This is a genomic window from Arthrobacter oryzae, assembly GCF_031454875.1.
Taxonomy (GTDB): domain Bacteria; phylum Actinomycetota; class Actinomycetes; order Actinomycetales; family Micrococcaceae; genus Arthrobacter; species Arthrobacter oryzae_D.
On record NZ_JAVDRQ010000001.1, the window covers coordinates 409,850 to 423,953 of the forward strand.

Consider the following 14,104-nt stretch of genomic DNA (forward strand, 5'->3'; position numbering starts at 1 on the left):
ACCCGGACCCGTCCGCGGGTGCTAGCCGCGGCCCATGCTGGCCGACGGGTCTCCGTCTGCCTCGGATGGATCCGCACGAAGCTCCCCGGGGTCAGGGGCGGGAAGGCCTCCGGGGCCAGGTACGTCCTGCCGGGCGGCGCCGGTTGTCCCCAGACCCGGGGTCTCGCCAGGTCCGGGGTTTTCGCCCGGAGCGGGGGTCCCCTGCGGGTCATCGAGCGGCGGAACGTCGTTCGGTCGGGCAGGAGGCTGCTCCGGCGGCGCGCCCGGCGGGTTCTCCGTGGGATCCACCGAATCCGTGGCGTTCGAACCCTCGCTGATGGAGGAATGGACCCGGATTTTTTCATTCGGATCGCCGGGATCCGGCACGTGGCCGTCGTCGGTCCTGTCGGCCGTGCCTGCCAAGTCCTCCACTGCATTCTTGGCAGCTTCTTCGATGCTGTCTCCGATGCCCATCGACGTACTCCTCCCTTTCGCCTCCGGCGCAAGCCTGAGGGCGCCAGTCGTTAATCCAGATTTATCAGCATGCTTACGATTAGTCCAGAGTCCGACGGCGAGTCGGGAGTGCAACTGTCGGCTGAGTTATTCGGCAGCGACGATTGTGGCCAATAGCCGGGGCCGGTCAGTGCCCGCGGTGGAAAAGGTCCGAAATCCTGCTGTGCTTCTGATGCGGGGTCCGGGCGTGGACCCGCGGAACAGAATTCCGGGCAGTCCGGCCGTGCATACCGGCCGCGCGGGTGGTTTTGGGCCCGGCCGCCTTGGCGTTCATCCGGGTTTCTCTTTCCGACTTGTTCGGCGTCAGATCAATGTGCTTCATGAACTTTTGCATGACGCGGTCCAGAAGATTTGCCATGACAAGAACCTCCAACTCGTACCGGCGGGTCCGGGTGGCCCCGTTCCCTCAGCTTTGCACTGCGGCTAAGGCGCCCGCAAGGGTTCCAAGGCGTGCGCAGGCGGCCACGCCATGAGCCGCCTCTCCGCAGGCGCCCCCTACGTTCCGAGTTCCACCATGAGCGCCGGCAGTTCGTCGGCAAGTTCCCGGGCCAGGTACCCGAGGCTCCCGAGACGGCTCGCCAGCCGGTCACCGGCGGCAGCGTGGAGGTGTGTGCCCCAGCAGGTGGCCTGCGCATCCGAGATGCCCCTGGCGCGCAGTCCTGCGATGGCGCCGGCCAGGATGTCCCCGCTGCCGGACGTGCCCAGGCCGCCGTATCCGGTGGTGATTTCCCACAGGCCGCCGTTCGCCTGGCCGCCGTCGTCTTTCGGATCGCCGGTGCCGTGTCCGGCGGGGACGGCGATGACGCCCTGGCAACTCACCACAGCACCGTAGCGCTCGGCTATTTCAGCAGCGTCCTGGTGCAGGTCCTTGACGTCCCGCCCCAACAGGACTCCGGACTCGGTGATGTTCGGCGTCAGGATGAGCCGCCCGGCCCAAGCGCCGAGCTCGTCGAGGAGATCAGGCAGGCAGCCCAATGCGTAGGCATCGAGAACCACAGCCGGCCTGCCGGCCGTGTCGCCGGTCCCGGAATCCAGTTTCAGGAGCTCCCTGAGGAGGGACGCGGCCTCGTCCATGTCGTCCAGGCCAGGTCCCACCAGGACCGCCGCTGCTTTTTCCAGTTCTTGAGCCAGGACGGACACCCCGGAGCCCCGGACGGCGCCGTCGTCCGTCTCCTCGAGGCCCACCACTCCCGACTCGGGCAGTGCCACCGCTACCTGCACCGCCGTCGAAGCCGCCACCGCCAGCGTTATCCGCCCGGCACCTGCGCGCAGGGCCGCGGTGCCGGCCAGCAGTGCGGCGCCCGGCGTCTTCCGGGCGCCCCCGATCACCAGCACTGAGCCGCGATCGTCCTTGCCGGACCCGCCGCCCGGGAGCGGCCAGTCCCGCAGCAGGGTAGGGGTAACGGGAATGGCTGCCTCGGTCCTACCTGGGGTGGACATTGGCGTCCCCTGCATGTTCGGTCACCGGAACGCCCTCGCTCACCAGATGGTCGGCCATGTTGAAGCTCTCCAGGATCCACGGACCTGCTCCGTCCGGCCGCACGAACCGCGTGAGCGAGGCGTTGAGGACCGTAGAAGTGGCGGCAATATCCAGGATCTCCGGCTCGGTGAGCCCTTCGAGAATGTAGCGGAACAGCAGGATGAGTGCGTCGTGGCACACCAAGGTGACCCGGTCGGCGCCCGGCTGCCGCTCGAGGTCCAGCAGCAGGGAGCGAAGCCGAAGCACGACGTCGGCCCAGGACTCACCGCCCGGCGGCCGGTAATAGAATTTTCCCAGCCACCGCCGTCGCGCCGCTTCCTCGGGAAGCCGGGCTTCCACGCCCGCGGAGGTCAACATGTCCAGGATGCCCAGTTCCCTGTCGCGAAGCCGTTCATCGATGAGGATCCCTGCCTGCCAGCCGCCGGTTTTTACGGCGAGCTCGGCTGTCTGCCGGGCGCGGACGTAGGGCGACGACCAGACAGCGGCGGACCGCTGTTCCTCGGGATAATCAGCAAAGAGCCGCCCGAGGGCCAGCGCCTGTTCGCGGCCGGTGGCGGACAGCTCCACATCAGCATCCCGGGCCGGGACTTCTATGACATGCGCTCCGGCCTGTCTGGCCATTGTGGCGGCCACGTTGCCCTGGCTCTCGCCGTGGCGCACCAGCAAAAGCTCGGTCAATCCCATGCGGACGGGACTTTGGTCATCGGATTGCGGCATTGCTACCCCCTTGGTACGGGTCCGTTCCCCGGCTAATTCGTGAACGCGTTGACGGCCGATAGCTCAGGAAGGTCCACGTTACTACTGCTCGCGCGTCCTTGTCGCGGCAAACGGGGAAGGCTAGGCTGGCCACCCATCAGCTTGTACGTCTCCCCATTCCCCAACGAACGGAGAAAGCCATGAGCAGCTATCACCCGGAGAACGACCCCTCAAATCCGGACAAACCCCACACAGCGGGAGAAGCGTCCGGCCAGCCAGACGGGGAGGAAACGGACGAACAGCGCAGGACGTCCAAGGATTCTGCGGCCACAGCGAACCCTGACCCATTGGAAGGCAACGTCACCGGATTGGAGCCTGGCGGCGGTGTTCCCCCCGGCGAAACACCGCCGGCTGAAGACTCGATGAGCCGGGACCAGGGTCACGAGGAATAGCTGAATCGGCGCCAGGGAGGGCTATCCTCAACGGATGAAAGGTGCCGTAGCAACAGACGTCGAGGCGGGAGGCCTCCATGGGCGGATGTATACCTCGCGTGCAGGCACAGCAGGACCCCCTGAGGCCGGCTCAGCCGTTCCGCCGGGCGCCGCCGAAGGTCTCCCCGCAACGGTTGTCCTCATTCATGGAATTGGCGTCTCCCACCGGTACCTTGCCCGGCTGCACCGGGTCCTCGCCAGGACGGTGGATACGGTTTCGCTGGACCTTCCCGGCTTTGGCTCCACGCCGCACCCGGACCGCCAGCTCACGGTGGCGGACCACGGAGCGTTCATCCATGACGTGCTCGACCGCGCCGGGGTGGGACGCCGGGTCCTGGTTGGGCATTCGATGGGGGCGCAATTCGTTCTGGAAGCAGCTCTGCAGAGGCCGGACCAGGTGCCGCATGTGGTGCTGATGGGTCCTGTGGTGGACGTCAGGAACCGCACCGTGCTGCGCCAGATGCTCGCCCTGAGCAAGGACGCGCTCATGTTCGAAACTCCGGGGTCCAACGCGGTGGTCTTCAGCGATTACCTGCGCTGCGGCCCGGGGTGGTACCTCAAGCAGCTTCGGGTCATGATGAATTACCGGACCGAGGACAATATCCGCAGGCTGAACACGCCCGTGATGATCCTTCGCGGCGAATCGGACCCCATCGCCACGGGCGAATGGTGCCGGATCCTTGCCCGCAGGGCACCGGCAGGCAAGCTCGTGGAGATCCCCGGCTGCGGGCACGTGGTCCAGCACACCGGCACGGCGCAGGTGGCGGATGCCATCAGCGCCTTCACGGGACTTCCCGGCTCGGATGCTACGCAGCAGACCCTCAACCGCGGCTAGTCCCGGCCCGCGCCAGGCCCGCTCCCGGGACGCAGGCCCAAGGTGAGAGGCTGCCCGTCAGTTCCGGACCTGCAGCCCTCACAGCAAGCACCGCTGTCATCGTCGGCTGTCGCCGCGCCGGGAATGGCGCAGCATACGTCGCCCTTCCAAGCGTTGATACCTTCCCGGACGGCGATGGCAGCTATCACCAGGGCCGCGCCAGCATCGGCCCACCACCAGCCCATGATGCTGTTCAGCAGCAACCCGACTAGCAGAACAGCGGAGAGGTAGGTGCAAAGCAAAGTCTGCTTCGAATCGGCTACTGCAGTGCGGGAATTCAGTTCCCGTCCGGCTCGGCGCTGCAGCCACGACAGAACCGGCATTACCGCCAGGCTCAGCGCAGCGATGATGATGCCTGGCGTGGAATGGTGCGCTTCGCCGGCTCCAGTCAGCGACCGGATTGAGTCCACCGTAACGAACGCGGCCAAGGCGAAGAAGGAAATCGCGATGAGCCGCAGGGTCAGATGCTCGCGCCGCTCTGGATCCTTGGCTGAGAACTGCCAGGACAACGCGAGAGCGGACGCCACTTCAATAACTGAATCGAGGCCGAAGCCGATCAAAGCAGACGAGTCCGCGACGTTGCCCGCCCATAAGGCGACGACGGCCTCGACCGTGTTGTATGTGATCGTCGCGGCAGCGAAGAAGCGGATGCGTCGGGTCAAAACAGTCCGGCGAGAAGGATCCGGAGCGATACGGGCGGTCGTCATGCCATGCACGTCCCGTCCGAGGCGCAGCAATCCGGGTCCACGGCCAGCACGACGCCGAGGAGATCGTTAATCGCGTGGCCTAGCCTCACATCAGCCAGCTCGTAGCGTGTCCGTCGGCCATCGGGCACGGCAACCACCAGGCCGCATCCGCGAAGGCAGGTCAGGTGGTTGGACATGCTCTGGCGGGAAACTCCCAGAGAGTCGGCCAGGTCAGACGGATAGGCCGCCTTCGTGGCCAACATCAGCAGGATCCGGGCGCGGGTTGGGTCGGATACGGCATAGCCAAACCGGGCCAACACCGGCGCATGCATCAGCAGTTCCATGCAGCCAGAGTACAGTGCTCGATGTATTCATACCATCCTGTATCAATGAGGGTCGATCGCCCCTGGTGCGGGCACCGGCCGCTTTACTGATGCTGCCCCGCCCTAGGATCCCTGCAGGGGCAAACGCTTTCCGGCAGATGCTGGCAGGATGGACCCATGCGCATTCTCATTGCTCCGGACAAGTTCAAAGGGTCACTGACCGCGGCCCAGGCCGCCAGCGCCATCGCAGAAGGGGCGCTGCGCGTCTACCCGGACGCCGTGGCCACCCAGTTCCCCGTAGCCGACGGCGGGGAAGGCACCCTCGAGGCCGCCGTCGCCGCCGGTTACGAGGAGCGCCTGAATGCCGTCGTCGGTCCCATCCTGGCGCCGATCGGTGCGGCCTGGGCCATCCGCAAGGACGCCTTCGGCGGCGCAACCGCCGTGATTGAAACTGCCCAAGCCTCCGGCCTGGCACACATGGAGCCGACGCCCGCGAACGCGCTGCGCGCGCACAGCTACGGCTGCGGACAGCTGATCGCAGCCGCACTGGACGCAGGGGCCACGGAAATCGTGCTGGGCGTGGGCGGATCGGCCATGACCGACGGCGGCAGCGGCGCCCTGCGTGCCCTCGGCCTGAAGCCTGTGGACGCTGCCGGAAACGTGGTCCCCCTGGGCGGCGGATCCCTTACGGACGTTGTGGCCGTTGACATTTCCGGACTGGATCCCCGGCTCGCCGCCGTCAAGGTCCGGATTGCCGTGGACGTCCAAAACCCGCTGTTCGGAAGCGACGGCGCAGCGCACGTCTTCGGCCAGCAGAAAGGAGCTGATGCGGACGCCGCGGAACTGCTCGACGCGGGGCTGCGCAATTGGGCATCCGTGCTCCGGCAGGCCACGGGACGCGACGTCAACGTTCCCGGAGCCGGCGCGGCCGGTGGGTTCCCGGCGTCGTTCCTGGCATTCAGTGGCGCCACGCTGGAAGGCGGCTTTGCCCTGGTGGCCGGCCTGACGGGTCTGGCCGCTCAGCTGGCGGAGGCCGATCTGGTGATCACGGGCGAGGGCTCCATGGATTCGCAGTCGCTGACGGGGAAGGCCCCGATTGCGCTGGCGGACGCGGCACGCGAACGCGGCATCCCGGTGATTGTGGTGGCCGGGCGCATCCTGGTCACTCCGGAGGACCTCGCCAAGCACGGTGTGGTGGCCGCAGCGCAGCTGCTGGACGTCGCAGCCAGCCCGGAGGACGCCGTCGCCAACGCGGCCAAGTACCTCGCCTGGGCTACAAGCCAGGTCCTCGAAGGCGCCTGACGGTGCTGTGCCGCTAGGCTCCGGTCTCGTAGTGCGGTTCTGCCACGGGCTTTGACTCGGGTGAGCCCCGTTCGCGCAGGTAGACGGACGCGCCAACCAGGACTGCCACGGCCAGGAATTCGCTTTGCCAGTTCTGGAATGACTCAAACCAGAAGCGGCTGGTGCCGAGAAATTGGAGCAGGGTGACTGCCGGCTGGCCGTGGCTCTGCTGTTCCTCGCTGTATTCTTCCCTGCCGCCAATGGCATGGATGGCGAAGGACGCGAGGAACAACAGGAGAAACAGGATGGATAGCGAGTGCTCATAGAGCTTGAGCACCAGTCCTCCGCGTCGCACCGGCCAGGGAGTGGCGGCTTTCACCGTGGCATCCCGCGGATCCTGGTCCTGCGGTGCCGTGCGGCCCATCGGTTTTGACTCGGAAGAGCCTTTTTGAAACAGGAACACGGTCAAAATGACGTACATGCCCATCTGCAGGAATTCCGATTCCCAGTTCTCAAACGTGGCTTCGAGGAAGGCTCCGGTGGCCAGATAACCCGCGATGTCCACCGCAGGCTGTCCGTGGGCTACCTGGTCTTCGCTGTAGTCGCTGGCGCCGCTGATAATCATGCCGCCAAAAAACGCAAGGAACAGCCCGACGTTGGCCAGCAGCAGTCCGTGTTCCTTAGCCCATTTCTTCATGGCACCTCCTGGTGGAATCAGTGGAACTCCCGCGGATTTCGGGCTTTTAAACCCGGGCTACTTCCGCATAGCCCGCTTGTGAAGCCAGATTGGAACGAAAACGAGCAGAAGGATCATGACCGCGAGGAGTCCGCCTCCTGCGAGGAACCCCGCATCCCGCCCGGCGGCCACGTCGAAAACGAGCGACGCCGTCCCCGCGCTAAGGAGCGCGACGCCGCCTAGTGCGACCTTCGCAATCCGGTCCGCACTCGCCACAAGCGTTGACTTCAGCTGCTTCCGAAAGAGCCGGCGGTGCACGCTGACCGGGAGGAGGATGACGGCGGTGATGAGCGCGGCAAGCACCACGTTGGACAGGTACAACCCCACTTGGTAGTCGTCCAGCGTCTCGAACCGTTCCTGGAAAGGAATGGTCAGGAGGAAACCCGCCAGGATCTGCACTCCTGTTTGCAGCACCCGGAGTTCCTGCAGCAACTCACCCCAGTTGCGGTCCATCTGCTGATTGACGGACTCGTTCCTGCCGTCCCCTGCTACTGCGTCACCGTTTGACATCAGTTCACCTCCGGGCCTTGCGCGCCACGACGCGCAAACTAACTCTCAACCTAGGCTTGAAGCCTAATAATAAGCAATACTAAGGTTGCTGACTAAGTTGTGCGAATCGGTGGACTTGTCCACTTGGCTGGGATAGTTTCGAAGAGCCGGTTGCACCGGAAGCGCTAGAAAACCGCGATACAAGCGAGGTGGACTATGACTGATTCTGACAAGGAGCAAGACCAGCCGAAGGACCCCCGGGAGGGATACCACTCGGGCCCGTTCCCGGAGCAGGTGCAGGAGCAGCCGGGCCTTACGGCGCCCATGGAGCCGCAGCCGGACCACGGCGAAGAAAGCTACGAGGGGAGCAACGCGCTCGCGGGCAAGGCGGCGCTGATAACCGGCGGAGACTCCGGCATCGGCAAGGCTGTAGCCATTGCCTTCGCCCGTGAAGGCGCCGACGTCGCAATCTCCTACCTCCCCGAAGAGGAAGACGACGCCCAGGACACCGCGGCATGGATCCGCAAAGCCGGGCAGAAGGCGTTGCTGCTTCCGGGCGACGGCCGCTCCGAAGAGTTCAGCACCAAAATCGTGGAAGACGCGCTCGCGGAGTTCGGCCGGCTCGACGTCGTTGTGCTGAACGCGGCGTACCAAAAGAACCGGGACAGCTTTGAGTCCCTTCCCACCGAGGAGTTCGACCGGGTTTTCAAGACCAATCTGTACTCCCTGCTGTGGACGGCGAGGGCTGCAGTACCGCATCTGAAGGCCGGCGCGTCGATCATCACCACCGCCTCCATCCAGGCATTCAACCCCTCCCCGGGACTGATCGACTACGCCATGACCAAGGGTGCGCAGGTTGCCTTCACCAAGGCTTTGGCCCAGGAGTTGGGACCCAAGGGCATCCGGGTCAACGCCGTTGCCCCCGGCCCTATCTGGACGCCGCTGATTCCCGCCACGGAGTGGCCGGAGAAGTTGCCGAAGTTCGGCCAGGACACTCCGTTGGGACGTGCCGGGCAGCCCGCGGAGCTCGCGGCGGCATATGTCCTGCTCGCCTCAGACCACGGCTCCTACATATCCGGGGCTGTACTTCCGGTGACCGGCGGCAAAGGCCTCTGACGCGCTGGCGCAGCAGGGCAATCTGCCCTGGGCGCCGCTGACTTTCCATCCAGATTCAACCAGCCAGGAGGAATGAGATGACCAACGACAGCCAGGGAACTCCCATCGAGGAGGAAGGCGGTTACGGCACGCCAACAGTCGAGCAGGAAATGGGCGGTGCGGACTCGAAGAAGTTCGCCCAGCCCCGCGAGGAAGAGGCCTTCGATGCGGCTGGCCTGAGCCAGGACAGCCCGGACGGCGAAACCTATCCGGCCGGCGCGCCGGACCTCAGCCAGTTCGGCGACGAGGACCAGGACAGTGCAGGCGAACCCGGAGCAGGACGCTTCGGAGGTACGGAGGATCAGTTGAAGGCAGAAAACGAAAGCACCGAGCCCGGCTTCGAGGACAATGCGGAAACAGCTGGCGGCGACGCTGCCGTGCCCTCCGCGGAGGCGGAAATGGACGAGTCCAACACCGAGGACCCGGACGCGGGGCGCCCGTTCTCCTCGGAACCGAACCAGGACGCGGCAGGAATCCCGGACGGCAGCGGCACCGACCTGCCGGACAGCAAGGCACCTAAGGACCGCGACGAGGACACGTTCGACGCCGGGTAACGGCCGCCGTCGTCCACGAGGCATGGGCCACGCGGCGTGCGCCCCCGCGGCGGCGCTGCAGCCGACGCTGCTGCAGCGCCGCCGTCGTGGGGCCCTTTGACCCGGGTTTTCCGTGGAAACTGGCTCAGCCGGCCGCGTGTCCGTGTCGAAGTGCCCCCGGTTGGCCGCGGGCCGGCACTGTTCCGATGACTGTTCCTACGGGCGCTTTTTCGGTGTCCGCTTGGCAGCGGCGTTCATCGCGGCCTTGACCGCAGGCTGCAGTCCGGCCTGCTCGGTCTCCGGCTCCGCAACGCTGCCGCGGGCCTTCGCGATCGCCTTCATGCCGTGGTAAATCACGAGTGCGGCGGCGGATCCCAGGGCGATGCCGGTGAACGTCAGCTCGCCGATGGTCCAGGTGTAGTCGGCGATGCCGATGATCAGGGCCACCGCGGCCGTGGTCAGGTTGACCGGATTGGAGAAGTTGACCTTGTTCTGGACCCAGATCTTCACGCCCAGGATGCCGATCATGCCGTAGAGCATGGTGGCGGCACCGCCCAGCACCCCGGCGGGAACCGTAGCGATCAGTTCGCCGAACTTCGGAGAGAAGCTCAGGATGATCGCGAAGAGGCCCGCTACCCAGTAGGCCGCCGTCGAGTACACCTTCGTGGCTGCCATGACACCAATGTTTTCGGCATACGTGGTGGTTCCCGAACCGCCGCCGAAGCCGGCCAGCACGGTTGCGGCGCCGTCGGCCATCAGGGCCCGGCCGGAAACGCCGTCCAGGTTCTGGCCCGTCATGGCGGACACGGACTTTACGTGGCCGATGTTCTCGGCAACCAGCACCAGGACCACGGGAACGAAGAGGCCCACCACGCCGAGGTGGAACTCCGGGGTCTGGAAATGGGGGAGGCCCACCCACGCTGCCGCGTCCATTTTTGCGTAGTTCACTTCACCCCGGACCATGGCGACGAAGTAGCCCACCACCACGCCAACCAGGATGCTCAAACGGCCCAGGATCCCCTTGAACAGCACGCTGACCAGGATGATGGTGGCCAGCGTGATCACGGCAGTGACGGGGGCGGCGTCGAAGTTGTTCTTGGCGGCGGGGGCAAGGTTCAGCCCGATCAGGGCCACAATGGCGCCGGTGACGATGGGCGGCATGAGCCGGTTGATCCACCCCGCCCCGAACTTCTGGACCACCGCGCCGATGACGGCCAAGCCGGCGCCGGCGAGTACTACGCCGCCCAAGGCGCCGGGGACCCCGAACTGCTGCTGGGACGCCATGATCGGGGCTATGAACGCAAAACTCGAGCCGAGATAGCTGGGCACCCTGCCCTGCGTAATCACCAGGAACAGCAGGGTTCCGATGCCGGAGAAAAACAGCGTGGTGGCCGGCGGCATGCCGGTGATGATGGGCACCAGGAACGTGGCGCCGAACATGGCCACCACGTGCTGCATTCCCACTCCGATGGTCAGCGGCCAGGTGAGCCGTTCGCCGGGGGCCACCACCTCGCCTGGCCGCACCGACTTTCCATTGCCGTGGAGCTTCCATTTGGTGCCGAGCATGCTCATGGCCGGGAGCCTTTCCAGAGAAGGTATCGCGGGAGGAGGAAGGAATCTTCCGGAGCAACATTACCGCGCAGGGCGCCCCGGGGAACCGCTGTGCGGAAGGTCACGCGCAGTCACAGGAAGAGGAAAGGCTCGCTTGAAGTTGCAACTATTGATAGCAGAACCGCCGGCCACCTGGATGGGCGGGCTCCAGCGAAAGGTATGAACATGACAATCGCACATGAAGAAGCAGTGATCGACGCAGCCGCGGTGGACGCGATTTTCGCCGAAGCCCGTACGGCCAACGCCTTTACCGGCGAGGTCACTGATGAGCAGGCCCGTGCTATTTACGAACTCACCAAGTTCGGTCCCACAGCTTTCAACTCCCAGCCGCTGCGCGTAACGTACGTTCGCTCCGATGAGGCCCGCGCCCGGCTCGTGGACACCCTCTCGAACGGCAACAAGGCCAAGACGGCGTCCGCCCCGCTGGTTGCCGTGCTCAGCTATGACACCGCGTGGCAGGAGCAGTGGGACAACTTCCTGCCCGGCTACAACGCGCCCAAGGCCATGTACGATTCCGCGCCCGAACTCGCGGCCGCCACGGGAAACAACAACGCCCACCTGCAGGCCGGATACTTCATCCTCGCGGTCCGCTCGCTGGGCTTCGCGGCCGGCCCCATGACCGGCGCTGACTTCGCTGCCATCGATGCAGCGTTCTTCCCCGCGGGGGACCAGAAGAGCTTCCTGGTGGTGAACATCGGCCAGCCCGGTCCCGAGGCATGGGGCGAAGCGAAGCCCAAGTTCGCTTACGAAGACGTAGTGCGCACCGTCTAGCGGCTGCGAATCCGCACACATAGAGGCCCCCGGCACGATGGGGGACACGCCGGAGGCACTCTGGGCAACATTTCTGCAGGTAAATGCATGGCATGTGTCCGGGGCCACTTCCCATTTTAGTCGAAATTGCCAGTCTGGCTACTGTGCCAGTGTGCCGCCGCGCGGACCTGCGCGGTGGCACACTGGCCCTATGCGGAACCTGATTCTGGTGGCCTTTACCGAGCCCGTCGCGGAGGGGCTGGTGTTTCCCCGCGACGACTGGCCCCTGCACATCACCCTCCTGCGGTTCGACGTCGATGTGAAGCACGATGACGGAATGAAGCCCGACGACGGCGGCACCGACGCCAGCCTGGCCGACCGTATTGCCGGGCTGATCGACCGGTCCGTGCGGGCGGCCCTCGGCACCCGGCTCACCATCGGTGACGACGCCGGCTTCGGCCGGCTGGAATCCGTTCCGGTCAGTCTCGTCGAGCCGAGCCCGGCCCTGCAGGAACTTCACGTGTCACTGGTAGGGACCGTGACGGAGCTGCCGGGACGGGTGCCCACGCCGAACCACACCCTGGACAACTACCGTCCCCACGTCTCGCACCGCGGTGACAAGCGCACCCGCCCCGGGGACGTCGTCGTGCTTGACCGCGTGGCGCTCGTGGACATGGCGCCGGACGGAAACCATTCCGTCCGGCGCATCCTCCACCTGTGGGAACTTACGAAATAACCCCGTCAACCAGTGCCTTGGCCTCAGCCTGCACCTGCTTCAGGTGATCGGCGCCCTTGAACGACTCGGCGTAGATCTTGTAGACGTCCTCGGTGCCGGAGGGCCGGGCCGCGAACCAGGCGTTCTCGGTGACAACCTTGAGGCCGCCGATCGAAGCGCCGTTCCCCGGAGCCTCAGTGAGCTTTGCCGTGATCGTTTCGCCGGCCAGGTCCGTGGCGGTGACATCGGAGGATGAAAGCTTGCCCAGGGCGGCCTTCTGCTCGCGGGTGGCGGCGGCGTCGATGCGGGCGTAGACGGGGTCGCCGAACTGGTCCGTGAGTCCCTTGTACAGCTGGGAGGGCGACTTTCCGGTGACCGCGGTGATTTCCGAGGCGAGCAGTGCCAGCAGGATGCCGTCCTTGTCGGTGGTCCAGACGCTGCCGTCCTTTTTGTTGAAGGAGGCGCCGGCGGATTCCTCGCCGCCGAACGCGCCCTCGCCGGACAGCAGCCCGGGGACGAACCACTTGAAGCCGACCGGCACCTCGACGAGCTTGCGGCCCAGGCTCTCGGCCACCCGATCGATGATGGAGGAGGAGACGAGTGTCTTGCCGATCACCGACTCCGGGTTCCAGCCGGTGCGGTGGCGGTAGAGGTAGTCGATGGCGACTGCGAGGTAGTGGTTCGGGTTCATCAGTCCGCCGTCGGGCGTCACGATGCCGTGGCGGTCGGCGTCGGCGTCGTTGCCTGTGGCGACGTCGTACGCGGCTTTGCCGGAACCGGAGTCGGCCATCCGGTTGATGAGTGAGGCCATGGCGGACGGCGAGGAGCAGTCCATCCGGATCTTTTCGTCCCAGTCCAGCGTCATGAACGCCCACTGCGGGTCAACCGTGGGGTTGACCACCGTGAGGTTCAGGTGGTGCCGTTCGCCGATCTCGCCCCAGTAGTCAACGGACGCGCCGCCCATGGGGTCGGCGCCGATGCGGACGCCGGCTTCGCGGATGGCATTCAGGTCCAGTACGGAGGGAAGATCGTCCACGTAGCTGCTGAGGAAGTCGAATTTGCCGGTGGTGTCCGCGGCCAGGGCGTCGGCCACAGGGATGCGCTTGACGCCGCGGAGCCCGTTCTCGAGGAGCTCGTTGGCACGGTTTGCGATCCAGCCGGTGGCGTCGGTGTCTGCGGGGCCGCCGTGCGGCGGGTTGTACTTGAAGCCGCCGTCACCCGGCGGGTTGTGGCTGGGCGTAACCACGATGCCGTCGGCCTGCGGGGCGCCGGCCGGGGCGTTGTTGTTGTGCGTCAGGATGGCGTGGCTGAGGGCCGGGGTGGGCGTGTACCCATGGCGGGCGTCGATGAGGACGTTCACGCCGTTGGCTGCCAGCACCTCCAGGGCGGAGTTCTGCGCCGGCTCGCTGAGGGCATGCGTGTCCTTTGCCATGTACAGCGGGCCGGTGATCCCTTGGCCGGCACGGTATTCAACGATGGCCTGGGTAATGGCCACAATATGGGGCTCATTGAATGAAGCCTTCAGGCTGGACCCCCGGTGGCCGGACGTGCCGAACGCAACGCGCTGGCCCGGATCGCTCAGATCGGGAGAAACATCGTAGTACGCATCCAGGAGCGCAGTGAGGTCAACAAGGTCTTGGGGTTGGGCAACTGTGCCCGCGCGGCTAGCCATGGCACCAGCATGCCAGACGACGGCGGGCCGCAACACGGTTTGTCCGCAATCCGGCCCCTATGACGCCGAATTTCACCGGGCATTTACCAATTCTTCCTATTCACATTAAATTCGGGGCAG

At 65.7% G+C, this 14,104-nt stretch carries 17 protein-coding genes; 7 read left to right on the top strand and 10 right to left on the bottom strand.

Translation table 11 applies throughout. The features are described 5' to 3' along the window. Nucleotides 1-21 precede the first annotated feature (21 nt). From J2805_RS01920 to J2805_RS01935, 4 genes are all read right to left on the bottom strand, one after another. The gene (locus J2805_RS01920; RefSeq protein WP_309968292.1) at nucleotides 22-453 is read right to left on the bottom strand and encodes a hypothetical protein; all 432 of its coding nucleotides are present in this window, start codon (nucleotides 451-453) and stop codon (nucleotides 22-24) included. Between the two features lie 166 nt (nucleotides 454-619). Further along, nucleotides 620-850, bottom strand: a complete 231-nt coding sequence (locus J2805_RS01925) for a hypothetical protein (protein WP_309968295.1) — start codon at nucleotides 848-850, stop codon at nucleotides 620-622. 137 nt (nucleotides 851-987) lie between these two features. After that, complete coding sequence (locus tag J2805_RS01930; protein WP_309968298.1) at nucleotides 988-1,932, bottom strand: ADP-dependent NAD(P)H-hydrate dehydratase; 945 nt, start codon at nucleotides 1,930-1,932, stop codon at nucleotides 988-990. Beyond that, nucleotides 1,916-2,689 carry a histidine phosphatase family protein gene (locus tag J2805_RS01935; RefSeq protein WP_309968301.1) on the bottom strand — a complete coding sequence of 258 codons (774 nt, stop codon included), beginning with the start codon at nucleotides 2,687-2,689 and terminating at the stop codon, nucleotides 1,916-1,918. Before J2805_RS01935 ends, J2805_RS01930 begins: the two co-directional genes overlap by 17 nt. 179 nt (nucleotides 2,690-2,868) lie before the next feature. Here J2805_RS01935 and J2805_RS01940 point away from each other — a divergent pair, with 179 nt between their 5' ends. Both J2805_RS01940 and J2805_RS01945 read left to right on the top strand, forming a co-directional pair. After that, nucleotides 2,869-3,120 carry a DUF6480 family protein gene (locus J2805_RS01940; RefSeq protein ID WP_309968306.1) on the top strand — a complete coding sequence of 84 codons (252 nt, stop codon included), beginning with the start codon at nucleotides 2,869-2,871 and terminating at the stop codon, nucleotides 3,118-3,120. Between the two features lie 34 nt (nucleotides 3,121-3,154). After that, a complete protein-coding gene (locus J2805_RS01945; protein WP_309968309.1) occupies nucleotides 3,155-3,994 on the top strand; it encodes an alpha/beta fold hydrolase in 840 nt (279 codons plus the stop codon). On the opposite strand, the gene J2805_RS01950 is transcribed toward J2805_RS01945, so the two are convergent. Both J2805_RS01950 and J2805_RS01955 read right to left on the bottom strand, forming a co-directional pair. Beyond that, the gene (locus J2805_RS01950) at nucleotides 3,991-4,740 is read right to left on the bottom strand and encodes a cation efflux transmembrane domain-containing protein (RefSeq protein ID WP_309968312.1); all 750 of its coding nucleotides are present in this window, start codon (nucleotides 4,738-4,740) and stop codon (nucleotides 3,991-3,993) included. The two genes, J2805_RS01945 and J2805_RS01950, sit on opposite strands and share 4 nt — an antisense overlap. Next, nucleotides 4,737-5,063: an ArsR/SmtB family transcription factor gene (locus tag J2805_RS01955; RefSeq protein WP_309968316.1), complete on the bottom strand. Its 327-nt coding sequence runs from the start codon at nucleotides 5,061-5,063 to the stop codon at nucleotides 4,737-4,739. The genes J2805_RS01950 and J2805_RS01955 overlap by 4 nt, the downstream gene beginning before the upstream one ends. 156 nt (nucleotides 5,064-5,219) lie before the next feature. On the opposite strand from J2805_RS01955, the gene J2805_RS01960 reads away from it, so the two are divergent. Next, nucleotides 5,220-6,344 carry a glycerate kinase gene (locus J2805_RS01960; protein ID WP_309968318.1) on the top strand — a complete coding sequence of 375 codons (1,125 nt, stop codon included), beginning with the start codon at nucleotides 5,220-5,222 and terminating at the stop codon, nucleotides 6,342-6,344. A 13-nt stretch (nucleotides 6,345-6,357) separates the two neighbouring features. Here J2805_RS01960 and J2805_RS01965 read toward each other — a convergent pair whose 3' ends face one another. Both J2805_RS01965 and J2805_RS01970 read right to left on the bottom strand, forming a co-directional pair. Then, nucleotides 6,358-7,020, bottom strand: coding sequence for a DUF6766 family protein (locus tag J2805_RS01965; RefSeq protein ID WP_309968321.1), 663 nt, complete (start codon nucleotides 7,018-7,020; stop codon nucleotides 6,358-6,360). 57 nt (nucleotides 7,021-7,077) lie between these two features. After that, nucleotides 7,078-7,569 carry a DUF6328 family protein gene (locus J2805_RS01970; protein ID WP_309968324.1) on the bottom strand — a complete coding sequence of 164 codons (492 nt, stop codon included), beginning with the start codon at nucleotides 7,567-7,569 and terminating at the stop codon, nucleotides 7,078-7,080. A 195-nt stretch (nucleotides 7,570-7,764) separates the two neighbouring features. On the opposite strand from J2805_RS01970, the gene J2805_RS01975 reads away from it, so the two are divergent. Both J2805_RS01975 and J2805_RS01980 read left to right on the top strand, forming a co-directional pair. Further along, a complete protein-coding gene (locus J2805_RS01975) occupies nucleotides 7,765-8,664 on the top strand; it encodes an SDR family oxidoreductase (protein ID WP_309968326.1) in 900 nt (299 codons plus the stop codon). Nucleotides 8,665-8,741: 77 nt separating this feature from the next. Then, a complete protein-coding gene (locus J2805_RS01980; protein ID WP_309968329.1) occupies nucleotides 8,742-9,257 on the top strand; it encodes a prolipoprotein diacylglyceryl transferase in 516 nt (171 codons plus the stop codon). Between the two features lie 195 nt (nucleotides 9,258-9,452). Here the strand turns inward: J2805_RS01980 and J2805_RS01985 are convergent, their stop codons facing one another. Continuing rightward, nucleotides 9,453-10,808 carry a uracil-xanthine permease family protein gene (locus J2805_RS01985; RefSeq protein WP_309968332.1) on the bottom strand — a complete coding sequence of 452 codons (1,356 nt, stop codon included), beginning with the start codon at nucleotides 10,806-10,808 and terminating at the stop codon, nucleotides 9,453-9,455. 204 nt (nucleotides 10,809-11,012) lie between these two features. Between J2805_RS01985 and J2805_RS01990 the strand changes: the two genes are divergently transcribed. Together J2805_RS01990 and J2805_RS01995 are read left to right on the top strand one after the other, a co-directional pair. Then, the gene (locus J2805_RS01990) at nucleotides 11,013-11,618 is read left to right on the top strand and encodes a malonic semialdehyde reductase (protein WP_309968336.1); all 606 of its coding nucleotides are present in this window, start codon (nucleotides 11,013-11,015) and stop codon (nucleotides 11,616-11,618) included. A 190-nt stretch (nucleotides 11,619-11,808) separates the two neighbouring features. Further along, nucleotides 11,809-12,333, top strand: a complete 525-nt coding sequence (locus J2805_RS01995; protein WP_309968340.1) for a 2'-5' RNA ligase family protein — start codon at nucleotides 11,809-11,811, stop codon at nucleotides 12,331-12,333. Here the strand turns inward: J2805_RS01995 and pgm are convergent. Then, nucleotides 12,323-13,984, bottom strand: a complete 1,662-nt coding sequence (pgm, locus tag J2805_RS02000; RefSeq protein ID WP_309968342.1) for a phosphoglucomutase (alpha-D-glucose-1,6-bisphosphate-dependent) — start codon at nucleotides 13,982-13,984, stop codon at nucleotides 12,323-12,325. The genes J2805_RS01995 and pgm overlap by 11 nt on opposite strands. Between the last annotated feature and the right edge of the window lie 120 nt (nucleotides 13,985-14,104).

What these genes read in the sequence shown, in the direction of transcription:
- J2805_RS01960 (WP_309968318.1), top strand. Translation starts at nt 5,220, where the DNA reads ATGCGCATTCTCATTGCTCCGGACAAGTTCAAAGGGTCACTGACCGCG.
- J2805_RS01975 (WP_309968326.1), top strand. Translation starts at nt 7,765, where the DNA reads ATGACTGATTCTGACAAGGAGCAAGACCAGCCGAAGGACCCCCGGGAG.
- J2805_RS01990 (WP_309968336.1), top strand. Translation starts at nt 11,013, where the DNA reads ATGACAATCGCACATGAAGAAGCAGTGATCGACGCAGCCGCGGTGGAC.
- pgm (WP_309968342.1), bottom strand. Translation starts at nt 13,984, where the DNA reads ATGGCTAGCCGCGCGGGCACAGTTGCCCAACCCCAAGACCTTGTTGAC.
- J2805_RS01920 (WP_309968292.1), bottom strand. Translation starts at nt 453, where the DNA reads ATGGGCATCGGAGACAGCATCGAAGAAGCTGCCAAGAATGCAGTGGAG.
- J2805_RS01995 (WP_309968340.1), top strand. Translation starts at nt 11,809, where the DNA reads ATGCGGAACCTGATTCTGGTGGCCTTTACCGAGCCCGTCGCGGAGGGG.
- J2805_RS01965 (WP_309968321.1), bottom strand. Translation starts at nt 7,020, where the DNA reads ATGAAGAAATGGGCTAAGGAACACGGACTGCTGCTGGCCAACGTCGGG.
- J2805_RS01970 (WP_309968324.1), bottom strand. Translation starts at nt 7,569, where the DNA reads ATGTCAAACGGTGACGCAGTAGCAGGGGACGGCAGGAACGAGTCCGTC.
- J2805_RS01935 (WP_309968301.1), bottom strand. Translation starts at nt 2,689, where the DNA reads ATGCCGCAATCCGATGACCAAAGTCCCGTCCGCATGGGATTGACCGAG.
- J2805_RS01980 (WP_309968329.1), top strand. Translation starts at nt 8,742, where the DNA reads ATGACCAACGACAGCCAGGGAACTCCCATCGAGGAGGAAGGCGGTTAC.
- J2805_RS01925 (WP_309968295.1), bottom strand. Translation starts at nt 850, where the DNA reads ATGGCAAATCTTCTGGACCGCGTCATGCAAAAGTTCATGAAGCACATT.
- J2805_RS01945 (WP_309968309.1), top strand. Translation starts at nt 3,155, where the DNA reads ATGAAAGGTGCCGTAGCAACAGACGTCGAGGCGGGAGGCCTCCATGGG.
- J2805_RS01930 (WP_309968298.1), bottom strand. Translation starts at nt 1,932, where the DNA reads ATGTCCACCCCAGGTAGGACCGAGGCAGCCATTCCCGTTACCCCTACC.
- J2805_RS01955 (WP_309968316.1), bottom strand. Translation starts at nt 5,063, where the DNA reads ATGGAACTGCTGATGCATGCGCCGGTGTTGGCCCGGTTTGGCTATGCC.
- J2805_RS01940 (WP_309968306.1), top strand. Translation starts at nt 2,869, where the DNA reads ATGAGCAGCTATCACCCGGAGAACGACCCCTCAAATCCGGACAAACCC.
- J2805_RS01985 (WP_309968332.1), bottom strand. Translation starts at nt 10,808, where the DNA reads ATGAGCATGCTCGGCACCAAATGGAAGCTCCACGGCAATGGAAAGTCG.
- J2805_RS01950 (WP_309968312.1), bottom strand. Translation starts at nt 4,740, where the DNA reads ATGACGACCGCCCGTATCGCTCCGGATCCTTCTCGCCGGACTGTTTTG.